General features: G+C 65.1%; 1 protein-coding gene. It reads right to left on the bottom strand.

What is annotated here, in order from left to right; translation table 11 throughout:
- Window positions 1-21: 21 nt before the first annotated feature.
- On the bottom strand, window positions 22-235 hold a 214-nt coding region (locus ACYYG1_RS17900; protein ID WP_461211682.1), incomplete at its 5' end, for a PA3611 family quorum-sensing-regulated virulence factor.

Here is a 235-nt window from a genome sequence, read left to right as displayed (position 1 = left end):
CTTGTCGAGCATCGCAGCGGCTTACTTCTGCAGCTTGATCTTGCAGCTGCCGGCGTCGAAGCGCTCGGTGGCGACCGGGGCGTTGGTCTTGTACTCGGTGAAGCTGTAAGTGAGGATCGCGCCCTTGGCCAGCAGTTGGCGGTAGGCGGTGTTGCTGCAGACGCTGTCGCCCAGCTGGCTGCGCACGCTGTCGGGGTTATCGCGCATGCGCTCGGCATGGCTGGCGCGTACGCTC

This window comes from Desulfocurvus sp. DL1XJH-121 (genome assembly GCF_054819825.1).
The sequence above is the reverse complement of the archived record's forward strand: the minus strand, read 5'-3'. Positions and strand labels throughout refer to the sequence as shown.